The following is a 23,160-nucleotide window of genomic DNA, read 5'->3' on the forward strand; positions in this document are numbered from 1 at the left end:
AAGGCGGGGGTGGCGTCCCGCTAGAGTTAAGCCGTTCCGCGCCCCACCGACCGTGGCGCAGTCCTCCCAAGCCAGCCCTCGCACTCTGTAAGGAACTGCCACGTGACAAAGCCGGTCGTCCTGATCGCCGAAGAACTCTCGCCCGCCACCGTCGACGCCCTCGGGCCCGACTTCGAGATCCGCTCGGTGGACGGGACCGACCGGCCGGCGCTCCTGTCGGCGGTCGCCGACGCCGACGCCATCCTGGTGCGCTCCGCGACCAAGGTCGACGCCGAGGTCATCGCGGCCGCACCGGTGCTGAAGGTCGTGGCCCGCGCGGGCGTCGGACTCGACAACGTCGACATCAAGACCGCGACCAACGCGGGCGTCATGGTCGTCAACGCGCCCACCTCGAACATCATCTCGGCGGCTGAGCTGACGGTCGGCCACATCCTGAGCCTCGCCCGCCACATCCCGGCCGCGCACAACGCTCTCGCACAGGGTCAGTGGAAGCGCTCGAAGTACACCGGTGTCGAGCTGTACGAGAAGACGATCGGCATCATCGGCCTCGGCCGGATCGGCGCTCTCATCACCGCGCGCCTGCAGTCGTTCGGCACCAACGTCATCGCCTACGATCCCTATGTCACGAGCGCGCGGGCGCAGCAGCTCGGCGTCCAGCTGGTCACCCTCGACGAGCTGCTCGCGCAGTCCGATTTCATCACCATCCACATGCCGAAGACGCCGGAGACGACCGGCATGATCTCCGACGACCAACTGGCGCTGATGAAGAAGACGGCGTTCATCGTCAACGTCGCCCGCGGCGGCCTGATCGACGAGGATGCGCTCTACCGCGCGCTGACCACCGGCACGATCGCCGGCGCCGGCCTCGACGTCTTCGTCTCGGAGCCCCCGCAGGACTCGCCGCTGCTCGCGCTCGAGAACGTCGTCGTCACGCCGCACCTCGGCGCCTCCACCGACGAGGCGCAGGAGAAGGCGGGCGTCTCGGTCGCGCGTTCCGTTCGGCTGGCGCTCTCGGGCGAGCTCGTGCCCGACGCGGTGAACGTCGCCGGCGGCGTCATCGACCCGTACGTGCGTCCCGGCATCCCGCTGGTCGAGAAGCTCGGCCAGGTGTTCTCCGGGCTCGCCAGCAGCCCGGTGACGAGCGTCGACGTCGAGGTGCGCGGCGAGCTCGCCGACTACGACGTCAGCGTGCTCAAGCTCGCTGCGCTGAAGGGCATCTTCACCAACATCGTCAGCGAGACGGTGTCGTACGTGAACGCCCCGCTGCTCGCCGACCAGCGCGGCATCGAGGTGCGCCTCATCACCGACTCGGTGAGCGAGGAGTACCGCAACCTGATCACCCTGCGCGGCGCGCTCAGCGACGGCTCGCAGATCTCGGTGTCGGGCACTCTGACCGGGCCGAAGCAGATCGAGAAGATCGTCGGCATCAACGGCTACGACGTGGAGGTGCCGGTCGCCGAGCACCTCGTGGTCATGGTCTACGACGACCGCCCCGGCATCGTCGCGGTCTACGGCCGCGAGTTCGGCGAGGCCGCGATCAACATCGCGGGCATGCAGGTCGCGCGGACCTCGGCAGGCGGCAAGGCGCTCAGCGTGCTCACCGTCGACTCGCGGGTGCCGGACGGCCTGCTCGAGAAGGTGCGCCTCGCGATCGACGCCGACCTGATGCAGGAGATCGACATCACCGAGTCCTGATCGGTGTCGCGGGTCTCCGGCCGCTGCGGTCGGAGACCCGCGCTCCGCGCCGGCCTCCGCCGGAGACCAGCCCGCTTCCGTCGGACCTCCGCCGGCTTCCGTCGGAGATCCGCGCCGATGCGGTCCGGATATCCATCCGGACCGCGTTGAGTCGGAGATTTGGGGCACTTTCTCCGACGGTGGCTTTTGGGGTCAGAGCCCGTGGTGCGGCTCTGAGACCACGGCCCACAGTCGTCGTGCGACCGGACTCCGGCCTACGCGTCGCCCGCGAACCGGCGGATCAGGGCGACCAGGTCGTCGATGTCCGTCTCGTCGCGAAGCACGTTGTTCGCCGCGGGGAGCAGCGCCGTGTTGTAGTACATCCCGTCGCCGATCAGCATGATGGTCCGCGCGACCAGCGGATCGCCCACCGCCTCCTGCAGCACTTCCAGCCAGCGCCGCTGCGCGCGGGCGAGCGCATCCCGGGCCTGAGGGTCGGCGGCCTGCGCGAGCCGGGCGATCGCCACGATCGCGCGCTCGAAGCGCGAGTCGGTCGGGATGGACGTCCGGAGGAAGTAGTCGACCGGACCGTCCTGCGCGGCGCGCATCGCGGCGACGTCCTCGTCGATGAGGGCGGCGAAGCGGTCGAGCACGCCCGCCGCCAGGGCCTCCTTGGAGGCGAAGTGGTAGAGCAGCCCGCCCTTCGAGACGCCGGCACGCGCGGCGACGGCGTCGAGGGTCGCGGCGCGCTCGCTCTGCTCGGCGAGAAGCTCCTCGAAGGCGTCGAGCACGCGGTCGCGAGCGGACACAGGCGCACTTGACGGCGCTGAGGACGAGGTGGCGGCTGCGGTCGCGGCGCCGGCTGCGGGCGCCGTGTGTGCGGGGGACGCGGCGGACTCGCGCGGTGCGGGGGAGGACGGCGCTGCGGCAGGCGGCATGCCCCCATGGTAGCCGCATGATCTTGCTACTGTACCGTCCAGACGGTACAGTAGAGCTATGACCACGACACCGACCCTCCCGACCCCGGCGATCACGCGTGCGGGCGTGCGCGGCTGGGCGGCACTCGGCGTCCTCATGCTGCCGACGCTGCTGGTCTCGGTCGACAACACCGTGCTCAGCTTCGCCCTCCCGGCCATCTCCGAGGCGCTGCGCCCGTCGGCGACCGGGATGCTGTGGATCGTCGACATCTACCCGCTGGTCCTCGCCGGGCTGCTCGTGGCGATGGGCAGCCTCGGCGACCGCATCGGCCGCCGCCGGCTGCTGCTCATCGGCGCCACCGGCTTCGCGGTCGTATCAGCCGTCGCGGCCTTCGCCCCGACCGCCGAGTCGCTCATCGCCGCCCGCGCCGCGCTCGGCGTCTTCGGCGCGATGCTGATGCCGTCGACACTGTCGCTGCTGCGGAGCATCTTCCTCGACCGCGAGCAGCGCCGTCTCGCCATCGCGATCTGGGCCTCGGGCTTCGCGGCCGGCTCCGCGCTCGGCCCGATCGTCGGAGGCGTGCTCCTCGAGCACTTCTGGTGGGGCTCGGTGTTCCTGCTGGCGGTGCCCGTCCTCATCCCGCTGCTCGTGCTCGCACCCCTGCTCGTGCGCGAGTCGCGTGATCCCGCGCCCGGGCCGGTGGATGTGCCCGGCATCGTCCTCTCGCTCCTGACCATGGCGCCCATCGTCTACGGCATCAAGGCGCTGGCGGTCGACGGCTTCTCGCTCGTCGCCGTGCTGGCGATCGCGCTCGGCGCCGGCTGCGGCTGCCTGTTCGTGCGGCGGCAGCTGCGACGCCCGGTTCCGATGCTCGATATGCGGCTGTTCACGCGACCCGCCTTCAGCGGTGCCGTCGTGGTCAACCTGCTGAGCGTGGTGTCGCTCGTCGGCTTCCTGTTCTTCGTCTCGCAGCACCTCCAGCTCGTGATCGGGCTGACGCCGCTGCAGTCGGGGCTCGTGCTCCTGCCGGGCCTCCTCACGATGATCGTCGCCGGCCTCGTCGTCGTTCCGATCGCCCGTCGCATCCGGCCGGGTCTCGTGATCGCGGGCGGGCTGACGCTCTCCGCCGCGGGCTACCTGCTGGTCGCGCTGACCGGCGGGGGAGCGCCGTGGAGCATCCTGCTGGCCGCCTTCGTGCTGCTGGGTGCGGGGATCGGCGGGGCCGAGACGGTCTCGAACGAACTCGTCATCTCGACCGCTCCTGCCGCCAAGGCGGGCGCCGCATCGGCGGTGTCGGAGACGGCGTACGAGCTGGGAGCCGTGCTCGGGACGGCGACGCTCGGTACGTTGATCACGGCCTCGTACCGGGCGACGCTGGTCGTCCCGGAGGGACTGACCGCCGCGCAGGCCGACGCCGCAGGGGAGACCCTGGGCGGCGCGGTCACCGTCGCGGCCGGCCTGCCCGGCCCGCTCGGCGAGCAGCTGCTGGCCTCGGCGCGCGCTGCGTTCGACAGCGGCGTCGGGATCACCGCGGTGATCGGCATCGTCCTGGTGGCGAGCGCCGCGCTGGTCGCCCTCATCACCCTGCGTCACGTGCGCTCCTGAGCGCGGGTGGATGTCGTGGCGCGGCGATAGGGTGGCACTACCGGTTCCGCCCATCGACCAGCGCAGGAGTGCCATGTCCCGTACCGTCAAGCTCGCCGTCATCCCCGGGGACGGGATCGGTCCGGAGGTCATCGCCGAGGCCGTTACGGTGCTCGACGCGGTGACGGAGGGGAGCGGGCTCGCGTTCGAGAAGACCCACTTCTCGCTCGGGGCGGACCGCTACCTGGCGACGGGCGACGTCCTGACGGACGCCGACCTGGAGTCCATCACGGCCCACGACGCCATCCTGCTCGGCGCTGTCGGCGGCGTGCCGGGCGACCCCCGCCTGGCGGGCGCGAACATCGAGCGCGGACTCCTCCTGAAACTGCGGTTCTCGCTCGACCACTACGTGAACCTGCGCCCGACGACGCTCTTCCCGGGCATCGCCAGTCCCCTCGCGAACCCCGGCGACGTCGATTTCGTCGTCGTGCGCGAGGGCACGGAGGGTCCGTACGTCGGCAACGGAGGCGCGATCCGGCAGGGCACGCCACACGAGATCGCCAACGAGGTCTCGGTGAACACTGCGTACGGCGTCGAGCGCGTCGTCCGCTACGCGTTCGACCAGGCCGCACAGCGGAGGCGGAAGCTCACGCTCGTGCACAAGACCAATGTGCTCACCTTCGCGGGCTCGCTGTGGAAGCGGGTCGTGGATGCGGTGGCCGCCGAGCATCCCGACGTCACGGTCGACTACCTCCACGTCGACGCCGCGACGATCTTCCTGGTCACGGATCCTGCTAGATTCGATGTGATCGTCACGGACAACCTCTTCGGCGACATCCTCACCGACCTCGCGGCCGCGATCAGCGGCGGCATCGGGCTGGCGGCCTCGGGCAACATCAACCCGGCCGGGGCCTTTCCGAGCATGTTCGAGCCGGTTCACGGATCGGCCCCCGACATCGCCGGCCAGCAGAAGGCCGACCCCACCGCCGCCATCCTCTCCACGGCGCTCCTGCTCCGCCACCTCGGCGAGAAGGAGCTCGCCGAACGCGTGGAGCAGGCGGTGACCGCCGACCTCGCCGCCCGCACGGGCGCTGCGCGAACGACCTCCGAGATCGGCGCAGCGATCGCCGCACGAGTGGCGCAGAATTGATTCACCGTCGCATAAAGGACCTGTCATGACTTCGACCAGCATCTCCCTCACCAGCGGACCCACCGAGACCTCGGGCCTGCTCTGGAACGTCACCCGCAACGAGGCCGCCCGAGACGCGGCGACTCGCGCCGAGATCCTCGCGGACCCCGGCTTCGGCAACCACTTCACCGACCACATGGTCGACATCTGCTGGTCGGCCAAGGGAGGGTGGCACCGTCCGCGCGTGTCGCCCTACGGCCCCATCCAGCTCGAGCCGTCGGCCGCGGTGTTCCACTACGCGCAAGAGATCTTCGAGGGCCTGAAGGCGTACCGCCACGAGGACGGCTCGATCTGGGGCTTCCGCCCGGAGGCGAACGCCGCCCGCATGCAGCGCTCGGCCTACCGCCTCGCGCTTCCCGAGCTGCCCGTCGAGCACTTCCTCGACTCGATCAAGCAGCTCATCGCCGTCGACGGCGACTGGGTGCCGGACGCCCCGGAGACGAGCCTGTACCTCCGGCCGTTCATGTTCGCCAAGGAGGCGTTCCTCGGTGTGCGCCCGGCCAACAAGGTCGCGTACTACCTGATCGCGAGCCCGGCGGGCGCGTACTTCCCGAGCGGCGTCGCCCCGGTGTCCATCTGGCTGTCCGACCGCTGGTCGCGCGCCGGCAAGGGCGGAACGGGTGCGGCAAAGACCGGCGGCAACTACGCCTCGAGCCTGCTCCCGCAGTCGGAGGCGTACGAGCACGGTTGCGCCCAGGTGCTCTTCCTCGACTCGGTCGAGGGCAAGTACCTCGAAGAGCTCGGCGGGATGAACGTGGTGCTCGTGCGCAGGGACGGCACGCTGGTCACGCCCGAGTCCGACAGCATCCTCGAGGGCATCACCCTCGACTCGGTGTTGCAGCTCGCCCGCGACCGCGGTCACGCCGTCGAGCGCCGCAAGGTGACGCTCGACGAGTGGCGCGACGGCGTGGAGTCGGGCGACATCGTCGAGGTGTTCGCGTGCGGCACGGCCGCGGTGATCACCCCGATCGGCGAGCTGAAGTCGGACACGTTCACCGTCGGTGACATCACCGCGCCTCCCGGCGAGCTGACGATGTCGCTGCGCCAGGAGCTGACGGACATCCAGTACGGCCGCGAGCGCGACCGCCACAATTGGATGTACCGCCTCGACGCGTAGTCCGCGGCTGTGCGGACGGAGGAGTTTCTGCTCCGTCGGTCGGCGTTTCGCGTGAAAGGGAGGAGTCTGCGGCCGGTTCGGCCGCAGACTCCTCCTTTTCGCATACCTGCGGAACGCCATGCCCTTGGGCCGAACCCTGGCTAGCATCGAGGCATGGGTGACGGGACCGTGTTCGCCGTCGTCGGACCGGGCGCGGTCGGCGGCCTCCTTGCGTGGTTGTTGCACCGGGCCGGACACGACGTGGTCGCGGTGGGTCGCCCGGCCACGGTCGAGGCGATCCGGCGCGACGGCATCGAGGTGCGGAGCGAGCTCTTCGGCGACGGGATCGAGCGTGTCCCGGCCGTGACGGAGGTGCCCGCCGGGGCGAGCGTCCTGCTCGCGACGAAGGCCTACGGGCTGGATGACGTGCTCCCCGGCGTCGTAGCGGCGCGACCCGCCGAGGTGATCTCCTTCCTCAACGGCGTCGAGCACATGGAGCCGCTGCGTTCTGCGCTTCCGGGTGTGCCGGTCGCGGGCGCATCCATCGCGGTGTCGGCGCTGCGCGCATCCACCACCGTCATCGACCACCGGAGCCCGTTCGTCGGCATCGAAGCGCCCCAGGCGGCGGCCGGCTTCGCCTCGGTTGTCGCGCTCACCGACGCCGGGCCGAGCGTCCGCGTCGGCGGGAGCGAGGCGGAGGTCCTCTGGGCGAAGTTCCGCCTGCTGGCCTCCCTCGCCCTCCTCACCTCGTATTGGCGGCAGCCGGCCGGGTCGGCCCTCAGCGAGGACCCCGAGCTGACCGAGGGGGTCGTCCGTGAGGTGGTCGCCTGCTCGGCCGCCGAGGGGGTCCCCACGTCCGAGCTCGACCTGGTCCGCGCCCTCCGCAGCGTGCCCGGCGGGATGCGCACCTCGCTCCAGGAGGACCTCGCCGCCGACGCCCCGAGCGAGCTCGACGCCATCGGCGGAGCGCTCCTGCGCATCGGCGAGCGGCACGGCATCCCGACGCCCTCCCTTGCGCGCATCCTGTCGGCGCTAGGCTCGAACGCGTGAAGATCGCACGTTTCAGCCACACCCGCGAAGGCTCATCGACGCCCGCCATCGACTACGGCATCGTCGACGAGGACGCCCTGGTCGTGCTCGCCGGCGACCCGATGTTCGTGGGATTCGAGACCACCGGGGAGCGCGTCCCGCTGGGCAAGGTCGGCTCGCTGCTCGCTCCGGTCATCCCGCGCTCGAAGGTCGTCGCGGTCGGCAAGAACTACCGCGAGCACGCCGCCGAGATGGGCGGGGAGGCGCCGGGGGAGCCGTTGCTGTTCCTGAAGCCGAACACGGCCGTGATCGGCCTCGGCGACGCGATCGTGGTGCCGCCGCAGTCCGAGCGCGTCGACTATGAGGGCGAGCTGGCCGTGGTGATCGGCAAGATCGCCCGCAACGTCCGTGCGGAGGACGCCGCCGGCCACATCTTCGGCTACACCGTCGCGAACGACGTCACCGCCCGCGACCTGCAGGAGAAGGACGGCCAGTGGACGCGCGCGAAGGGCTTCGACACCTTCTGCCCGCTCGGCCCGGTGATCGAGACCGAGCTCGCGCCCGACGCCGTGCTGCGGACCCGCCTCAACGGCGAGCTCAAGCAGGAGGCGCCGATCTCGGACATGGTGCACGACATCCCGTCGATCATCGCGTACGCGTCGAGCGTGTTCACGCTGCTGCCGGGCGACGTCATCCTCACCGGGACGCCGTCCGGGATCGGCCCGATGAAGGCCGGCGACACCGTCGAAGTGGAGGTCGAGGGCGTCGGGTCGCTGGTGAATCCGGTGCGCGCCCCGAAGTAGCCTCCCCGGTAGGATCGAAGACGTATGTCTGACTCGATCGCTCACCCGTTCTCCGAGGCCACCGGCGCCGATGTGCGCGTGCGCTTCTGCCCGTCGCCGACCGGTACTCCGCACGTCGGCCTGATCCGCACCGCCCTGTTCAACTGGGCGTACGCGCGCCACACGGGCGGGAAGATGGTGTTCCGCATCGAGGACACCGACGCCGCCCGCGACAGCGAGGAGAGCTACCAGCAGATCCTGGATGCGCTGCGCTGGCTGCGCCTCGACTGGGACGAGGGCATCGACGTCGGGGGCCCGCACGGCCCGTACCGGCAGTCGCAGCGGTACGGCATCTACAGCGACCTCATCCAGAAGCTGCGCGATTCCGGCCACATCTACGAGAGCTTCGCGACGGCGGAGGAGATCGAGGCGCGCAACGTGTCGCTCGGCCGCGACCCGAAGCTCGGCTACGACAACTTCGAGCGCGACCTCACCGACGAGCAGAAGGCCGCCTACCGCGCCGAGGGCCGCGAGCCGGCCCTGCGCCTGCGCGTGCCGGACGACGACCTGAGCTTCGACGACCTGGTGCGCGGCGAGATCACCTTCAAGGCCGGGTCGTTCAGCGACTTCGTCGTGGTGCGCCCCAACGGCCACCCGCTGTACACGTTCGTGAACCCGGTCGACGACGCGCTCATGGGCATCACGCACGTGCTCCGCGGCGAGGACCTGCTGTCGTCGACCCCGCGCCAGATCGCGCTCTACCACGCGCTGATCGACGCGGGAGTGACCACGTTCGTCCCGCGGTTCGGCCACCTCCCGTACGTGATGGGGGAGGGCAACAAGAAGCTCTCCAAGCGCGACCCCGAGTCGAACCTGTTCCATCACCGCGACCGTGGTTTCATCCACGAGGGCCTGGTGAACTACCTGGCGCTGCTCGGCTGGTCGCTGACGCACGACCGCGACGTCTTCTCGCTGGAGGAGATGGTGGCGGCGTTCGACGTGAAGGACGTCAACCCGAACCCGGCGCGCTTCGACCTGAAGAAGGCGGAGTCGATCAACGGCGACCACATCCGGCTCTTGGATGTGGCCGACTTCGCCGAGCGCACCATCCCGTACCTGGCCGCGGCCGGCGTGGTCGAGGAGCCGCTGACGCCCGCCCAGCACGAGGTGCTCGCGCAGGCGGCGCCGCTGGTTCAGGAGCGCGTGCAGCTGCTGGGCGAGACGCCCGGGATGCTCGGCTTCCTCTTCACCGACGCCGCGTCCCTCGCGGTCGAGCCCGACGCCCGCGCCTCGCTGCCGGACAACGCGGGCGAGGTGCTGGCCGCGTCCCTCGGTGCGCTGGAGCTGGTGCCCGAGGCGGAGTGGAACCACGAGGCCATCGAGTCCGCGCTGCGCGACGCCCTGGTCGAGGGGATGGCGCTGAAGCCGCGCGTCGCGTTCGGCCCGCTGCGGGTGGCGCTCTCGGGCCGCCGCGTGTCGCCGCCGCTGTTCGAGTCGATGGAGATCCTGGGCAAGGCGGAGACCATCGCGCGGCTCGACCGGCTGTCGGCGGACCTGGGCTAGCGCGATGACCGGTGTGACCGCGACGCCGGCTCTCGAGCCGTCCTACGAGGTCGTCGTCATCGGGGGTGGCCCCGCTGGGCTGTCCGCGGCACTGAACCTCGCTCGCGCCCGGCGACGCGTGCTCGTGGTCGACGGAAATCGCCCGCGTCACGCGGCGACCCTGCTCGCCCACGGGTTCCTCACCCGCGACGGTGTCAGCCCGCTGGAGCTGCGCCGGATGGGCCGGGAGGAAGTGGACGCGTACGACAACGCGACCGTCGTCTTCGCCCAGGTCGGCGCGGTCTCGGTGGAGGGCGACGGCTTCCGGGTCACGGCCCGCGGGGTGCGCGGGGGCGCGGACGTCGACGTGCGCACGGACACCGTGCTCATCGCGACCGGTGTGACGGAGACGATGCCGGCCATCCCGAGCATCCGCGCGTTCTACGGCACCCAGCTGCACAGCTGCATCGAGTGCGACGGCTTCGAGTCTGCCGGTCAGCCGCTCGCCCTGATCGGCGAGACCGACGACCTGGCTGAGCGCGCCCTCCTGCTCACCCAGTGGACCGACGATCTGATCGTCTTCACCAACGGCGTCGCGCCCGTCGGCGAGGACGAGGAGCGCACACTCGCCCGCCTCGGAGTGCGGGTCGAACGCCGCCCGATCGACGACGTGGTCGGCGAGAAGGGCGTCATGACCGGCGTCAGGCTCGCGGACGGCACGGTCGTCGAGCGGGCCGGCGGATTCCTGCGCCCGGTGTGGTCGCCCTCCCTGTCGTTCGTGGATGCCCTGGACCTCGATCGAGACGCCGACGGCTACCTGCTGACCGACGCGGACGGCCGCACGTCGCTGCCCGGCGTGTACGCGGCGGGGGAGACGACGGCACCCGGACCGCAGCAGCTGATCGTCGCCGCGGGCTCCGGAGCGGTGGTCGCGGCGGCCGTCAACCGCGACCTCATCGGGCTCTCGCTGGAGGACGCCCCCGTTTTGTAGTCCGGCCTGCCGGTAGGATAGAGTTGTTTCTCGTGCCCGGACTACGGTTCAGGCCGGTGGGGTATGGTGTAATTGGCAACACGGCTGATTCTGGTTCAGTTGTTCTTGGTTCGAGTCCAGGTACCCCAGCAAGAAGCGCCCCGGTTCTCCGGGGCTTTTTTGTTGCCCTTCTGAGCGGTCAGGCGGCCCATCGGGCCGCGGCAAGGATGAGGTCGGAGACCTCCGCCGGATGCGAGACGAGCGAGACGTGGCTGGCGGCGATTTCGATGGTGGTGGCGCCCATCCGTTTCGCCATGAAGCGCTCGAGGTCGGGGTTGATCGTCCGGTCCTCCGTCGAGACCGCGTACCAGCTCGGCTTGTCGCGCCAGGCGGCGTGCGTGGTCCTGCCGGAGAAAAGCGTGTCGGAGATCGGTCCCTGCACTGCGTACAGAACCCGCGCCTCCTCCGGCGGGAGGTCGCCGGCGAAGTCGCGCAGGAAGGCCTCCTCGCTGAGACGACCCCGTCCCTCGGACCACACCACCCCGGCGGATGCGGGCGGTAGAGGGTAGGTCTTGGCGAGCGCGCCGTAGTCCTCTCCGGCGTCGGGCGCCCGAGCCGCGACGTACACGAGCGCTGAGACGGCCGGGTCGATGCCGGCCTCTGTCACGATCATTCCGGCGAACGAGTGCCCGACGAGCACGGTCGGGCCGGGGTTCAGGGCGATGGCGCGCCGGGTGATCTCGACGCCGTCCTGGAGTGTGGTGAGGGGATGTTGCACCGCCGTCACCCCCAGACCAGCGGCCTGTAGGCGGGGGATCACCTTCGACCAGGACGAGCCGTCGGCGTAGGCGCCGTGGACGAGAACGACGTTGGGTGCAGCTTCAGGCATTCCGACCTCTTTCAGCCGAGCGGGTGGAGCGTGGCAGCACGGTAGCAGGGTCACCCGCCGCGACAACAGAAGCAGATCGTGACGGATCTGGTGGAGCGCGGGCGGAACCTGCTACTTTGACGGCCACCCGAACGAGCACCGCTCCGGCACCATCGCCCCAGGAGAGAGCGACCCATGACCGAAGAACCGTCTCCGATCGGCTCGATGTGACCGGTACGCCGGAACTCGTCCAGTCGACTCATCCCGGACGGGTGCGCCGCATCCACCTGGCCCTGATTCTGCTGTCCTTCTCGGCGGGCGCGGCCGATGCCTTCGCTTTCCTCGCCCTCGGCGGGATCTTCACGGCGAACATGACGGGCAACCTGATCCTGAGCGGCATGTTCACCCGGCCGCAGTTCGCGCTGACCCTTCTGACGGCCGGCGTGGCCATCGTCTCGTTCGTGGGCGTGCTCTATACCGCATTCCGGCTCACGCGCGCCCCGACGACCGTCTCAGCGACGGCACGACGGGCGTTCCGTCGACTGGTGCTGCCGTCCGTGGGCGTGCAGACGGTCGTCGTCGTGATCTGGATGGTGCTGCCCGGCGCCGACAGCACGGTGGAGCGTTGCGTGGTCATCGCTCTCTCCGCGGCAGCGCTGGCACTGCAGACCGTGGCGGCGAAGAAGCTCTCCGATGTGGATGGAGTGACCACCACCTACGTCACGGGAACGCTGACCACCACGATGCAGGATCTTGCGCTGCGCACCGCCCACGGCCAGGGCATCCGAGTGCTCTCGGTGCTCGCTCTGCCGGTCGGCGCCGTGTGCGCGACGGCCGCGCTGGCGCTCGCACCGCTCCTCGGCCCGGTCGTCGCATGGGTGGCGGCGCTCCTCGCGACGAGCCTGCTCATCCCCGGCCCCGGTTCGGACGTCGGCGAGTGACGATGGCTGACTGGGGTGTGTTCGCCACCATCGTCGGCGGTGCGGCGGCGGCCCTCCGCGGCCTGCTCTTCGTGGCCGTGTCCATCCGGATCCAGGTCATCGCCGGATCCATGGAACTGCGTCTCCGGGCGGCCCAGACGCTGAGTCTCTTCACCTCGATGCTGCTGGTGGCGGTCCTCCTCGCCGTGCCCGGTCAGCCTGCGAGGGCTCTCGGCATCGAGGTGATCGCCCTCGCGGTGCTGACAGCCGTGACGCTGCTCGTGCTGGACCGGCGGGCCACCGGGCCGTCGCCCACCCCGCTCGGGCGCGCGATTCAGCGGGTCAACCCGAACGTGGTGACCTCCGTGACTCTGCTCGCCGCAGGCATCCTCATGGTCGTCGTCGGTGAGGCCGGCATCTATGTGCTCGTCCCGGCGGTGTTCGTGGCCTTCGTGGGCGGGGTGCTCAGCGCGTGGGTGTTCCTCATCCACGTCGACGCGTGAGTCGGTCGGGCCGGAAGCTCGCCGAAGTGCACGTTGTGGCGGTCTCGCACGGCGTGTCGACCGCAACAACGTGCACCTCGGCGCAGAAAGGGGCGAGGGCTTAGGGGGTGACGTCCTCGGCGGCCTCCTCGGCCTGCTCGCCGTGCTGGACGATGTCGCCGTCCTGGAACAGGATGCCCCTGGCGGTCTCCCGCCACTGCGGCTCGGCCCGCAGCAGGAACTCGAGCTCCATGCTGAAGTGCTTGTACTCCTCCGCCAGCGAGTCGAGCATGATCGCGCGCGCTACGTCGTCCTTCTCAACCGCGATGCGCTGCTCGTACCAGCCGATCGCCTCCGCCTCCTCGGAGAGGCTGGCGCACATCCGAGCGAACGTCCTCGTCTCCGCGCTGAGCTCCTCGGGGGGCTCGTGGTACTGATCCGTTGACATGGATCTCCCTTCGTCGACACCATCCAATGCCCGGCGATAGGGCCCGGCAAGGCTTCCTGGCCGGTCGCCGCGCCGCTAGGGTGTGGACAGGGGGTGGCGTATGAACGCACTGATGGCTGAACTGCAGCGGGACGAGCGGCGGCGCCGGAGGACTGCGCTACTGGTGGTGCTGGCGATTCTCGCGGCTGCCGGAGCGTGGCTGACGGGGCCGTGGGGCGTTGTGCTGCTCACCCGGGGCGAAGCGGTCGGCTGGCTGCTCGTGGCGAGCGGTGTCGTGCTGCTCGCGGCCGCGGTGGCTGCCATCATCGCGGCGCGGCGTCTGCGCGTGCCGGTTGAGAGCCTCCGGGGCAAGGCGAACCCGCGTTTCGACGAGCCGGAGCCCTCCCGCAACCCGAACGGCGGGTACTCGCTGGCCGGATCGCAGTTGGGGTCGCACTAGCCTCGACCGGCGCATGGATGAGGGTCTCGGAGGCCCTCACTCCCCGTTGCGGAGGTCGGCGAGGCGGTCCTGTCGGAGTGCGATCCTGTCGAAGGTCGCGGTGCAGGTGTCGCCCATCGGCGCCTGCGACAGGAAGCCGAGCTTCCAGGCGCCTGCGCCGGCATCGAGTCGGAACAGGCGGACGAAGTCCCAGTGGATGCCGTCAGCCGACGAGTGGAACGCCCACGCCTCCCCGACGCGCGCGACGCGCAGGAAGACCTCGCCGCTGGTCACGCAAGTGCTGTTGCAGTCGTCCGAGTACCGGTCGGTGACGACGCTCACCACCATCGGCTGACCCTGCGGCGAGTACTCGAAGCACAGCTTCGCCCAATGGTCGTCGTCGCTCCACAGCACGAGCGCACCGGCGTCGAAGGTGGTGCGCGGCCCGGTGACGCGGATCCGCGCGGACAGCGTGAAGTCGCCGGCCGGGCCGCCGAAGGTGAGGGCGGTTGCGGCGTGCTGCGAGTGCGCGCCGAGCGCGTCGTTGGACCAGTCGACTCCCGCTGCCGCCGTCAGAGTCAGCGCCTCGGTCGAGGGGTCGTACTCGGCGTCGCCGGAGGTGTGGGTCCAGGAGAGCTCGGGCAGGGCGGGGATGCTGATCGACATACCGAGAACGCTACGGCACGCGCTCCTCCGCGTCGTCTTCCGGCACGACGCCGAGGCTCGTCCGCCAGGCGCGCCGAGCGCGTTTCGTGTTGGCCAGGATGAGGCCGGTGAGCGCCAGCGCCAGGAGGACGGCACCGAGGGTGACGAACTCGGGTTGCGCGACTGCACGCTCATTCCGACCCGGGAGCATCCCCAGCCCCCACAGGACGAAGACGACGCCGAACAGCAGACCGCCGAGCGGCGAGACGATCCGGAACCACAGCTCGACAGCCCGATGGAGGAAGACCATCAGCGCTTCCGATCCTGGTCGGAGGGTCGCCGTCGCAGTCCGACGGCGACCACCAGGCCGATGACCACGAGCGCGACGAACTGACTGCGCGGCCGACGCGGATTCATGCGGCGACACTACGCCTGCGCCCGCCCGCCTGCCGACCGTCGTAGGGTGGCGGGATGGGCGATGTCGAGGTGCGGTCGGCGCGGCCGACGGAGTGGGCGGCCGTAGGCGGATTGCGCTGGGATTCGGTGTTCGAGTTCGGGGGAGAGGCCCTCGATCCGCGCGACGTGTTCGCCGAGCAGTTCGCCGAGTGGGCCGGCGATCACCAGGACACCCACGAGTGCTTCGTCGCGGTCGCGGACGGCGAGGTGATCGGGATGACGTGGCTGGCCGTCATCCCGCGGGTCCCGAGTGCGCGGGCCCTCGACCGCGCGTCCGGCGACCTGCAGTGCGCGTACGTCGCCCCCGAGCACCGTGACCGCGGGATCGGCGGTCGGCTGATCGACGCGGTCGTTGAAAGGGCTCGCCAGCGCAGGCTGGAGCGTGTGACCGTGCACTCCAGCCCGCGGGCGGTGCCCGTGTACGAGCGGCACGGCTTCAGCTCGGAGGGGCGACTGCTCCACGTCTACGTCGTGCACCCGGATGCGCCGACGACACCGGCCTGAACGCGTCGCGCGTCAGCGTCTCGCCGGATCGAGGGTGATCTCGACGTCGTACTTCAGTTGCGGCTCCGGGGAACCGAACAGGAGGGCTGGGTTCAGCCAGACGAGCTCGACCTCGGTGAGACCGAAGCGACGCGAGACGGCGAAGAGGGTGTCGTACGGGTTGGGGACGTAGCCGGTCAGCACGCCGTCCTCCACGATCGCCTTCCCCCGGGCGAAGGACACGGGGCCGTGGTCGACGGCCTGGAGCTTCGGAAAGGGGGAGGGCAGGGTCCACGTCAACGGCGCGGCCGCGATGACGCCGGAGCCGCCGACCGTCTCCTCGATGGAGTGCAGGTACGACGGATCGCCTTCGGACGTGAAGCCCGGAGGGATGGGCAGCACGAGCTCGCCGTCGGGCGTGACGCTGACGAGGTCCGAGTCCAGGCCGAACACCATGGGCTGCACCGGACCCGGCTTGCCATCGTGGCGGGCGTTCGTCACGAGGAGGGAGTAGCCCTGCAGGCGGGATGCGTCGGCGCTCCCCTCCGGCAGCGGGGCGTCGGGCCGCACGTGCACCTCGACCCGGAGCCACGAGTTGACGACCACTCGCACCGCGCCGGTCAGCGGTGGCGCTGCAGGCATCCCGTCGCCGGGGTCGTGCTCGACGGCCTGCAGCTGACCTGTCGCGATGGTCTGCCCGGCCACGCGGAGGTCAGGGAGCTGCTGCGCGATGGGGACGGGATCAGAGGTCTCGGTCGGCGTCGGCGTCGGGCGGGACGCGGCAGGCGCGAGCAACGAGCATCCCGAGACGGCCACAGCGACGGCCGCGATGAACAGAGCCGCGGCGCCGCGACCCACACCGCCGCGACCTACCCCGCCGCGACCCACCCCCCGATGAATCATGGCTCGACCCTAGCGCACGCGGCCGGCCCACGCAGAAGCAGCCCGCTCGTGCACCGGACTACACCTGCGCCCCGAGCTTGAAGCCCTGCGCCTCCTCGCCCTTCCGGGTGTACGAGAAGCCGTCCGCGCCGATGGTGACCTCCATCTCGGAGTCGTCGGTGCGGGTCGTCAGCGGCTGCGGGTTGCCGTCGAGGTCGAGGACGGTGGACGCCTCCGTGTACCAGGACGGCACGACGGGGTTGCCCCACCAGTCCCGGCGCTGGTTGTCGTGCACATCCCACGTCACGACCGGGTTGTCCGGGTCGCCGGTGTAGTAGTCCTGCGTGTAGATCTCGACGCGGTGGCCGTCGGGGTCGCGCACGTACAGGTAGAACGCGTTCGAGACGCCGTGACGGCCCGGTCCGCGCTCGATGCAGTCGCTGCGGCGCAGGGCGCCCAGCTTGTCGCAGATCGCGATGATGTTGTGCTTCTCGTGGGTGGCGAACGCGACGTGGTGCATGCGCGGGCCGTCGCCGCCGGTCATCGCGGTGTCGTGCACGGTCGGCTTGCGACGCATCCACGCGGCGTAGGTCGTGCCGTGCTCGTCCTGGATGTCCTCGGTGACGCGGAAGCCGAGGTCCTCCATGTACTTCACGGCGCGCGGCACGTCCGGCGTGACCTGGTTGAAGTGGTCGATCCGGACGAGCGCCCCGGGCGTGTACAGGTCGTAGCGCCAGGCGAGGCGCTCCACGTGCTCCACCTCGTAGAAGAACTCGTACGGGAAGCCGAGCGGGTCCTCGACGCGGACGGAGTCGCCGACGCCCTTCGTGAAGCCCTCGGCGCGACGCTCCACCCGGCAGCCCAGCTCGGTGTAGAACGCGACGGCGCGGTCCAGGTCCTCCGGCGTCCGCACGCGGTACGCGAACGCGGCGACGGCGGCGACCGGACCCTTCCGCAGCACGAGGTTGTGGTGGATGAACTCCTCGAACGACCGCAGGTACACGGCGTTCTCGTCCTCCTCGGTCACGACGAGGTCGAGCACGTCGACGTAGAACTCACGGCTGGCGGCGAGGTCGGTGACGACGAGCTCCATGTAGGCGCACCGCACGACGTCCGGCGGCGTGGCCTTCGGCGTCGGGATGCGGTCGGTTGGCGCCGGGATGGGGTCGGTGCCGGTCACGGTGGGCTCCGGCGAGTCGGGGGTGATGGTCATGGTGGTGCGTCCTCTGCGTTGAGTCTGTGGCGTTGAGTCTGTGCGGGTTGAGTCTGCGTGGGCTTGAGTGATGGATGCGCGGTCAGGCGTCGCCGGCGTCCTCGGCGGCTTCCGTCGCCTCCTCCGGCTGATGCGCACTCGCACCGAACCGGGCGGTGTGGACGGGGCCCAGCGTGATGTGCACGGCCTGCTGGTCGGTGTAGAAGTCGATCGAGCGGTATCCGCCCTCGTGCCCCAGCCCGGAGGCCTTCACGCCGCCGAACGGCGTGCGCAGGTCGCGGACGTTGTGCGAGTTGAGCCACACCATCCCGGCCTCGACGTTCTGCGCGAAGGTGTGCGCGCGCTCCAGGTCGGTGGTCCAGATGTAGGCCGCGAGACCGTACTTCACGCCATTGGCGAGCTCCAGCGCCTCCTCGTCCGAGTCGAACGGGGTGATCGCGACGACCGGGCCGAAGATCTCCTCCTGGAAGATCCGCGCGTCGGGCGCGACGTCGGCGAAGACGGTCGGCGCGACGTAGTTGCCGTGCTCGAGACCCTCCGGGCGTCCGCCGCCCGCGAGGAGACGTCCCTCCTGCTTGCCGAGCTCGACGTACGACATGACCTTCTCGAAGTGCTCCGGGTGCACGAGCGCGCCGACCTCGGTCTTCGGGTCGTGCGGGTCGCCGACGACGATGTTCTTCGCCCGTTCGGCGTAGCGCTCCAGGAACTCGTCGTAGATCGGACGCTCGACCAGGATGCGGGAGCCGGCCGTGCAGCGCTCGCCATTGAGCGAGAACACACCGAACAGCGTCGAGTCGATCGCCGCATCCAGGTCCGCGTCGGCGAACACGACGGCGGGCGACTTGCCGCCCAGCTCCATCGACAGGCCCTTCAGGAACGGCGCGGCGTTGGCGAAGATCAACTGCCCGGTGCGGCTCTCGCCGGTGAACGAGATGAGCGGGACGTCGGGATGCTTCACCAGCGCGTCACCCGCCTCCTCGCCGAGCCCGTTCACCAGGTTGAACACCCCGTCCGGCACGCCGGCCTCACGGAAGATCTCCGCCCACAGGCTCGCGGACAGCGGCGTGAACTCAGCCGGCTTCAGCACGACCGTGTTGCCGGTCGCGAGCGCCGGAGCGAGCTTCCAGCTCTCCAGCATGAACGGGGTGTTCCACGGGGTGATGAGCCCGGCGACGCCGATCGGCTTGCGGTTCACGTAGTTGAGCTGGCTGCCCGGCACCTTGTAGGCGTCGTCGGCCTGCGCGACGATCAGGTCGGCGAAGAAGCGGAAGTTCTCCGCGGCACGCTGCGCCTGACCGAGTGCCTGGGTGATGGGGAGGCCAGTGTCGAAGGTCTCGAGCTCGGCGAGGCGCGCATCCTGCTCTGCGACCGCGTCGGCGATGCGGTTCAGCACCCGCGCCCGCTCGCGCGGCTTCATCCGCGGCCACGGACCCTCGCGGAAGGCGCGGCGGGCGGCGGCCACGGCCAGGTCGATGTCCTCCTTCTGACCGGCCGCAGCCTGCGCGTACGTCTCGTTCGACACCGGGTCGAGCACGTCGAACGTCGCGCCCGACACGCTGTCGACGAAGCGGCCGTCGATGAAGTGCCGGATGGTGTCCGGGAGGTTCTCGGGGATGTGGTGCTGCGCCATGCGCGGCCTCCTGTCGGTCGTAACGGTCACGGCTGCTGCTGTTCGCTCGCGGCCCCCTGCTCCTGGCGGCGGTGGAGGGCGTCCAGGGTGGCGAGCCGGTGGCGCCGGGCGGCGAGTTCGATCTCGAGCGGCTCGGCGCCGGATTCGATCAGCTCGACGATGCGCTCGTGCTCGTCGACGGACTCGCGGGCACGGCCGGGCACGAAGCTGAACGTCGAGTCGCGGAGAACGGTCAGGCGGTTCCAGCCGCGGTGCACAAGGTCGAGGATGTGCGGGTTCGGGCACTCCTCGAAGAGCACGGCGTGGAACTGCTGGTTGAGCTCGGTGAACCGGTGCGGGATGAAGTCGTCGAGGCACGCGATCATCTCGCGGTTGATCGCCCTGGCCCGCTCCAGGTGGTCGGCGGTGAGCAGGGGAGCGGACAGCTGGGTCGCGGCGCCCTCGACGAGGGCGAGCGTCTCCATCGTGTACGTGTACTCGGCCTCGTGCAGCAGGGCGACCTGGGCGCCGACGTTCTTCTCGAACGTCACCAGCCCCTCCGCCTCCAGCCGGCGGATGGCCTCCCGCACGGGCACGACGCTGATGTCCAGCTCCCCGGCGATCTGCCCGAGCACGAGCCGGAAGCCGGAGACGTACCGGCCGTCGTCGATGCGGGCCCGGATGAACTCGTACGCGAGCTGCGACTTGCTCGGGGCCGCTGCCTTCAGTGCTGCGTCCGCCATGCGCGGTACCTCTCTCTCCACTCGGCGTTCATCGGGAACAGCCCGTCGACCGGATGGGCGGCCGCCACCTGCTCGGCGATGAACTCCTCTTCGCGCTCCTGCTCGATCGCGTCATCCACGACCTCCTCGACCAGGGCGGGCGGGATGACCAGCAGCCCGTCCGCGTCGCCCACGATCACGTCGCCCGGCTGCACCGAGGCCCCGCCGCAGGCGATGGTCACGTCGGTGTCCCACGGCACGTGCTTGCGGCCGAGCACAGCCGGATGCGGGCCGTTGTGGTAGGTCGGGATGTCGAGGGAGGCGACGACCGCGAGGTCGCGCACGCCGCCGTCCGTGACGATCCCGGCCGCGCCGTTGACCTGCGCCCGCAGCGCGAGGACGTCGCCGACGGTTCCGCTTCCGCGCTCGCCGCGGGCCTCGATCACCAGCACCTCGCCCGGTCCGACAGAGTCGAACGCGCGCTTCTGCGCGTTGTACCCGCCGCCGTGCGTGGAGAAGAGGTCCTCCCGGTTCGGGATGTAGCGGAGCGTCCGCGCCGTGCCCACGACCCGGGTACCGGGCCGCGTCGAGGTCAGGCCGTCGATGGAGACGTTGTCGAGACCGCGCTTGCGGAGCTGCGAGCTGAGGGTGGCGGTGGCGACGCTCGCGAGCTTCTCCCTCAGCTCGTCGGTCAGCCGCCAGGCCGGGGTCGGCGGAGTGCCCCAGGCTTCCGCGCGCTGCGTGTCGTCGACGCTGGGCTTCGTCCCGAAGTCGCCGAACGGAATGCGGCCCTCGGTGATGCGGGTGATCAGGCGGCCGGTGGTCGGTGCGCTCGGCGCTGTGGGCGCATCCACTTCGACCTCGACCGTGTCGCCGGGAACGGTCACCGACGAGCCCGCCGGGGTGCCGGTCAGGATGACGTCGCCGGGCTCCAGGGTCATCAGCTGGGAGAGGTCGGCGACGAGGCGGCCGAACGGGAAGAGCAGGTCGTCGGTCGTGCCCTCCTGCACCAGGTCGCCGTTGAGCCAGGTGCGGACGCGGAGGGCGTCCGGGTCGAGGCCGGCGGCCGGGAGGACCGCGGGCCCGAGGGGTGTGAAGCCGTCGCCGCCCTTCGAGCGGACGTTGGAGCCCTTGTCGGCGGCGCGGAGGTCGTAGAGGCCGAAGTCGTTCGCGGCGGTGACGCCGGAGACGGCCGCCCAGCCGTCCTCGGGGGAGACCCGGCGGGTCGGGCGGCCGATGATCAGCGCGATCTCGCCCTCGAAGGCGAGGAGTTCGGTGCCGGCGGGGCGCTCCAGCTCGCCGCCCGATTCGGCGACAGAGGAGGAGGGCTTGAAGAAGTAGGAGGGCTGCGCGGGGGTGCGTCCGCGCTGTGCGGCGCGCGAGCGGTAGTTCAGGTGCACCGCGATGATCTTGCCGGGGCGGGGGATGTCCGTCACGGGTGGTGCCTCCTCATCGTCGGGGACGGTCTGGGACCGTATTCGAGATCATATACAATCTGTCGAACCTGTTCAAGCTAGTACGCAGCCGGGGTGGGAGAGTCGGGCGTCGCGCCGTTGAAACGGTCGGCGAGCGCCTCCGACGCCCGGGCGAGCAGGGTGACGTCGGCGCCGACGAGCAGATAGGCGGCGCCAGCTGCCGCGTAGCGGTCTGCCGTCGCCGGGTCGAAGGCGTTCACGCCGACGGGTGTGCCCGCCGCGCGGCCGGCGGCGATCACCGACTCGACGGCCGCGACGACGTCCGGATGGTTCTGCTGTCCGAGCAGGCCCATCGAGGCCGCGAGGTCGGCGGGGCCGACGAGGAGCGCATCCACGCCGTCGATGGCCGCGATCGCCGCTGCCTGCTCGAGCCCCTCGGTCGTTTCGATCTGCACGGTCAGCGAGACGAGGTCGTTCGCGCGGGCGAGGTAGTCGGGGATGCGGCTCCAGCGCGACGATCGTGCGAGTGCGCTGCCGACGCCGCGGACGCCGTGCGGCGGGTAGCGCACCGCGCGCACCATGGCCTCGGCGTGGGCGACACTGTCGACCATCGGAACGAGGATGTTCTGGGCGCCCAGGTCGAGGAGCTGCTTGATCACGACCGGATCACCGATCGGCGCCCGCACCACCGGGACAGCCGGGTACGGCGCGACCGCTTGCAGCTGGGCGAGGATCGACTCGAGGTTCACGGGGGAGTGCTCCCCGTCGATCAGCACGATGTCGAGCCCGCTGCCGGCGCAGATCTCGGCGACCAGCGGGCTGCCCGCGCAGGACCACATCCCGAACAGCGTGCGGTCCGCGGATCGCAGGCGGTCGGCGAATGTCGGCGCGGGCTCTAGACGAATCGGCATGTGACGGCTCCCAGGGTTCCGTAGTCGGCGTGGACGGTGTCGCCGCGCTCAACCCACATCGGGCGGGTGAACGAGCCGGCGAGGACGATGTCGCCGGCTTCGAGGCGGCTGCCGTGCTGCGCGAGCTTGTTGGCGAGCCAGGCGACGCCGGTGGCGGGATGGTCGAGCACGGCGGCGGCGACGCCGGACTCCTCGATGGTCTCGTTGCGGTACAGCAGGGCGGAGACCCAGCGCAGGTCCACCGCATCCACCGCCACCGGCCGGCCTCCGACGACCATGCCGCCCATCGCCGCGTTGTCAGAGATGGTGTCGACGATCGTGCGGCCCTGCATCTCGATCCGCGACGACAGGATCTCGAGGGCGGGGACGACGTAGCGGGTGGCGCTGAGCACGTCGAACAGGGTGACGTCGGGGCCTTCGAGCGGCTCGGCGAGGACGAACGCGAGCTCGACCTCGATGCGCACGTTCGAGAACTGGTCGAGCGGGATGACGGAACCGGTCTCGTGGACCATGTCGGCGAAGATCGCGCCGTAGTCGGGCTCGGTGATGCCGGTCGCCTGCTGCATGACCTTCGACGTGAGGCCGATCTTGCGGCCGACGAGCCTGCGTCCCTCGGCGAGTCCGCGTTCGACCCACAGACGCTGGACCGCATACGAATCCTCGACGGTCATGTCTGGATGGCGGGCGGTGAGCAGCGGGACCGTCGTGCGGTCGCGTTCGGCGGTCGCGAGTTCGTCGGCGATGGCCTGGATGGTCGGGCGATCGAGCACTCGGAGTCCCTTCGACGTCGGAGGAAGGGCGCGATGGCCCCCGAGTGGATCGTATATCTTCCTACCCGACGAGGGGCGAGTAGATGCGGGAATTCGTGCCGAATTTCGACCTCTACTCGCACCTCGGCGGAGAA

At 70.4% G+C, this 23,160-nt stretch carries 24 protein-coding genes and 1 tRNA gene; 13 read left to right on the forward strand and 12 right to left on the reverse strand.

All coding sequences use genetic code 11. The annotated features are described in order from the left end of the window. The first annotated feature begins 102 nt into the window (after positions 1-102). Complete coding sequence (gene serA, locus J2Y42_RS11515; protein ID WP_309858550.1) at positions 103-1,695, forward strand: phosphoglycerate dehydrogenase; 1,593 nt, start codon at positions 103-105, stop codon at positions 1,693-1,695. A 254-nt stretch (positions 1,696-1,949) separates the two neighbouring features. Here the strand turns inward: serA and J2Y42_RS11520 are convergent, their stop codons facing one another. After that, positions 1,950-2,483, reverse strand: coding sequence for a helix-turn-helix domain-containing protein (locus J2Y42_RS11520; RefSeq protein WP_309858553.1), 534 nt, complete (start codon positions 2,481-2,483; stop codon positions 1,950-1,952). Between the two features lie 187 nt (positions 2,484-2,670). On the opposite strand from J2Y42_RS11520, the gene J2Y42_RS11525 reads away from it, so the two are divergent. From J2Y42_RS11525 to J2Y42_RS11560, 8 genes are all read left to right on the forward strand, one after another. Continuing rightward, positions 2,671-4,197 carry an MFS transporter gene (locus J2Y42_RS11525; RefSeq protein WP_309858556.1) on the forward strand — a complete coding sequence of 509 codons (1,527 nt, stop codon included), beginning with the start codon at positions 2,671-2,673 and terminating at the stop codon, positions 4,195-4,197. 73 nt (positions 4,198-4,270) lie between these two features. Beyond that, positions 4,271-5,326 (forward strand): 3-isopropylmalate dehydrogenase, encoded by a 1,056-nt coding sequence (locus J2Y42_RS11530; RefSeq protein WP_309858559.1) that lies wholly within the window; start codon positions 4,271-4,273, stop codon positions 5,324-5,326. A gap of 25 nt (positions 5,327-5,351) precedes the next feature. After that, on the forward strand, positions 5,352-6,482 hold the full coding sequence (locus tag J2Y42_RS11535) for a branched-chain amino acid aminotransferase (protein ID WP_309858563.1): 1,131 nt from the start codon (positions 5,352-5,354) through the stop codon (positions 6,480-6,482). A 153-nt stretch (positions 6,483-6,635) separates the two neighbouring features. Beyond that, entirely contained in the window at positions 6,636-7,511 is an 876-nt protein-coding gene (locus J2Y42_RS11540) for a 2-dehydropantoate 2-reductase N-terminal domain-containing protein (RefSeq protein WP_309858566.1), read from the forward strand. Continuing rightward, on the forward strand, positions 7,508-8,293 hold the full coding sequence (locus tag J2Y42_RS11545; RefSeq protein ID WP_309858569.1) for a fumarylacetoacetate hydrolase family protein: 786 nt from the start codon (positions 7,508-7,510) through the stop codon (positions 8,291-8,293). The genes J2Y42_RS11540 and J2Y42_RS11545 overlap by 4 nt, the downstream gene beginning before the upstream one ends. A gap of 24 nt (positions 8,294-8,317) precedes the next feature. After that, a complete protein-coding gene (gene gltX / locus J2Y42_RS11550) occupies positions 8,318-9,835 on the forward strand; it encodes a glutamate--tRNA ligase (RefSeq protein ID WP_309858571.1) in 1,518 nt (505 codons plus the stop codon). 4 nt (positions 9,836-9,839) lie between these two features. Further along, positions 9,840-10,805 carry an NAD(P)/FAD-dependent oxidoreductase gene (locus J2Y42_RS11555; RefSeq protein ID WP_309858574.1) on the forward strand — a complete coding sequence of 322 codons (966 nt, stop codon included), beginning with the start codon at positions 9,840-9,842 and terminating at the stop codon, positions 10,803-10,805. Positions 10,806-10,862: 57 nt separating this feature from the next. Beyond that, positions 10,863-10,934 (forward strand) — tRNA-Gln (locus J2Y42_RS11560). 49 nt (positions 10,935-10,983) lie between these two features. On the opposite strand, the gene J2Y42_RS11565 is transcribed toward J2Y42_RS11560, so the two are convergent. Next, complete coding sequence (locus J2Y42_RS11565) at positions 10,984-11,673, reverse strand: alpha/beta hydrolase (protein ID WP_309858577.1); 690 nt, start codon at positions 11,671-11,673, stop codon at positions 10,984-10,986. Between the two features lie 206 nt (positions 11,674-11,879). Between J2Y42_RS11565 and J2Y42_RS11570 the strand changes: the two genes are divergently transcribed. Both J2Y42_RS11570 and J2Y42_RS11575 read left to right on the forward strand, forming a co-directional pair. Next, entirely contained in the window at positions 11,880-12,593 is a 714-nt protein-coding gene (locus J2Y42_RS11570) for a DUF1275 family protein (RefSeq protein WP_309858580.1), read from the forward strand. 2 nt (positions 12,594-12,595) lie between these two features. Further along, entirely contained in the window at positions 12,596-13,075 is a 480-nt protein-coding gene (locus tag J2Y42_RS11575) for a hypothetical protein (protein ID WP_309858582.1), read from the forward strand. Positions 13,076-13,175: 100 nt separating this feature from the next. Here J2Y42_RS11575 and J2Y42_RS11580 read toward each other — a convergent pair whose 3' ends face one another. Next, the gene (locus tag J2Y42_RS11580; RefSeq protein WP_309858584.1) at positions 13,176-13,502 is read right to left on the reverse strand and encodes a hypothetical protein; all 327 of its coding nucleotides are present in this window, start codon (positions 13,500-13,502) and stop codon (positions 13,176-13,178) included. 112 nt (positions 13,503-13,614) lie between these two features. On the opposite strand from J2Y42_RS11580, the gene J2Y42_RS11585 reads away from it, so the two are divergent. Next, positions 13,615-13,941: a hypothetical protein gene (locus J2Y42_RS11585; RefSeq protein ID WP_309858587.1), complete on the forward strand. Its 327-nt coding sequence runs from the start codon at positions 13,615-13,617 to the stop codon at positions 13,939-13,941. A 36-nt stretch (positions 13,942-13,977) separates the two neighbouring features. On the opposite strand, the gene J2Y42_RS11590 is transcribed toward J2Y42_RS11585, so the two are convergent. Continuing rightward, positions 13,978-14,586: a DUF1349 domain-containing protein gene (locus tag J2Y42_RS11590; protein WP_309858589.1), complete on the reverse strand. Its 609-nt coding sequence runs from the start codon at positions 14,584-14,586 to the stop codon at positions 13,978-13,980. A gap of 10 nt (positions 14,587-14,596) precedes the next feature. Next, complete coding sequence (locus tag J2Y42_RS11595; protein WP_309858592.1) at positions 14,597-14,875, reverse strand: hypothetical protein; 279 nt, start codon at positions 14,873-14,875, stop codon at positions 14,597-14,599. Positions 14,876-15,036: 161 nt separating this feature from the next. On the opposite strand from J2Y42_RS11595, the gene J2Y42_RS11600 reads away from it, so the two are divergent. Further along, positions 15,037-15,525: a GNAT family N-acetyltransferase gene (locus J2Y42_RS11600; RefSeq protein WP_309858595.1), complete on the forward strand. Its 489-nt coding sequence runs from the start codon at positions 15,037-15,039 to the stop codon at positions 15,523-15,525. A 12-nt stretch (positions 15,526-15,537) separates the two neighbouring features. Here the strand turns inward: J2Y42_RS11600 and J2Y42_RS11605 are convergent, their stop codons facing one another. From J2Y42_RS11605 to hpaH, 7 genes are all read right to left on the reverse strand, one after another. Beyond that, the gene (locus J2Y42_RS11605) at positions 15,538-16,407 is read right to left on the reverse strand and encodes a hypothetical protein (RefSeq protein ID WP_309858598.1); all 870 of its coding nucleotides are present in this window, start codon (positions 16,405-16,407) and stop codon (positions 15,538-15,540) included. A gap of 58 nt (positions 16,408-16,465) precedes the next feature. Then, positions 16,466-17,599 (reverse strand): 3,4-dihydroxyphenylacetate 2,3-dioxygenase, encoded by a 1,134-nt coding sequence (hpaD, locus tag J2Y42_RS11610; RefSeq protein ID WP_309858600.1) that lies wholly within the window; start codon positions 17,597-17,599, stop codon positions 16,466-16,468. 82 nt (positions 17,600-17,681) lie between these two features. After that, a complete protein-coding gene (hpaE, locus tag J2Y42_RS11615; protein ID WP_309858602.1) occupies positions 17,682-19,229 on the reverse strand; it encodes a 5-carboxymethyl-2-hydroxymuconate semialdehyde dehydrogenase in 1,548 nt (515 codons plus the stop codon). Positions 19,230-19,255: 26 nt separating this feature from the next. After that, positions 19,256-19,951, reverse strand: coding sequence for a GntR family transcriptional regulator (locus J2Y42_RS11620; RefSeq protein WP_309858605.1), 696 nt, complete (start codon positions 19,949-19,951; stop codon positions 19,256-19,258). After that, a complete protein-coding gene (locus J2Y42_RS11625) occupies positions 19,933-21,366 on the reverse strand; it encodes a fumarylacetoacetate hydrolase family protein (RefSeq protein WP_309858608.1) in 1,434 nt (477 codons plus the stop codon). Before J2Y42_RS11625 ends, J2Y42_RS11620 begins: the two co-directional genes overlap by 19 nt. Before the next feature lie 77 nt (positions 21,367-21,443). Further along, positions 21,444-22,256: an HpcH/HpaI aldolase/citrate lyase family protein gene (locus tag J2Y42_RS11630; RefSeq protein WP_309858611.1), complete on the reverse strand. Its 813-nt coding sequence runs from the start codon at positions 22,254-22,256 to the stop codon at positions 21,444-21,446. Then, complete coding sequence (hpaH, locus tag J2Y42_RS11635; protein ID WP_309858613.1) at positions 22,241-23,026, reverse strand: 2-oxo-hept-4-ene-1,7-dioate hydratase; 786 nt, start codon at positions 23,024-23,026, stop codon at positions 22,241-22,243. The genes J2Y42_RS11630 and hpaH overlap by 16 nt, the downstream gene beginning before the upstream one ends. Positions 23,027-23,160: the final 134 nt, after the last annotated feature.

It is taken from the genome of Leifsonia sp. 1010 (genome assembly GCF_031455295.1).
Taxonomy (GTDB): Bacteria; Actinomycetota; Actinomycetes; order Actinomycetales; family Microbacteriaceae; genus Leifsonia.